This window comes from Roseovarius salincola (assembly GCF_026891095.1).
GTDB lineage: Bacteria > Pseudomonadota > Alphaproteobacteria > Rhodobacterales > Rhodobacteraceae > Roseovarius > Roseovarius salincola.
Genome location: NZ_JAPTNL010000057.1, coordinates 1 through 826 on the forward strand (window position 1 = coordinate 1; position 826 = coordinate 826).

Sequence of the window (826 nt, forward strand, 5' to 3'; positions counted from 1 at the left end):
GGTCGTCCAGTTCGCGGGTCATTCGCACCCCGGACAAGGATCGGTCCACCACTGTTGCCAGTGCCTCTCGGGTGCAGTCATCTACAATGCATAGCACACGGAACCGCTGACCATCTTCGAAGGCATCGGAAACGAAGTCGAGCGACCATCTTTGATTGGGGCAATCTGGCACCAGAATGGGCCGCCGCGTTCCCAAGGCCCGCTTGCGCGACCGTCTACGACGCACCGTCAGCCCTTCCTCACTGTAGAGCCGGAACAGCTTCTTGTGGTTCACTTCGAAGCCCTCCCTGGTCAGCAAGACGCCCAAACGGCGATATCCGAACCGACGACGTTCGTTCGCCAGCTCTCGCAACCGTTTGCGCAAAGCGTCATCGCCTTGGTCTTGCTTCTGATACTGGAAGACTGACCTATGCAGATCCGCCAGTTCACACGCCCGACGCTCGGACAAGCCGTGCCGATCCATCACATCACGCACAGCTCGTCGCTTCACGTCAGGCGTCAGTAGTTTTTTGTCGCGAGATCCTTCAGAGCGGCATTGTCGAGCATCGCATCTGCCAGCATGCGCTTCAGTTTGTTGTTCTCGTCTTCCAGCGCACGCAGCTTCTTGGCATCCGACACGTTCATGCCGCCAAACTTCGCTTTGTATTTGTAGAAGGTCGCATCGCTGATGCCGTAGCGCCGGCAAAGCTCCTGCGCCTTCACACCAGCTTCGTATTCCTTGATCATCCCGATGATCTGTTCGTCTGAAAATCTGCGTTTCATGATCCATCCTTTTCTCGGACGGATTACTAACACCTCAATGGCCTGAGTTCAGGGGGCTGGGTCA

At 56.7% G+C, this 826-nt stretch carries 1 pseudogene; it reads right to left on the reverse strand.

The features are described from left to right. A pseudogene (locus N5A93_RS19465) lies at positions 1 to 762 on the reverse strand (IS3 family transposase); the annotation flags it as partial. Between the last annotated feature and the right edge of the window lie 64 nt (positions 763 to 826).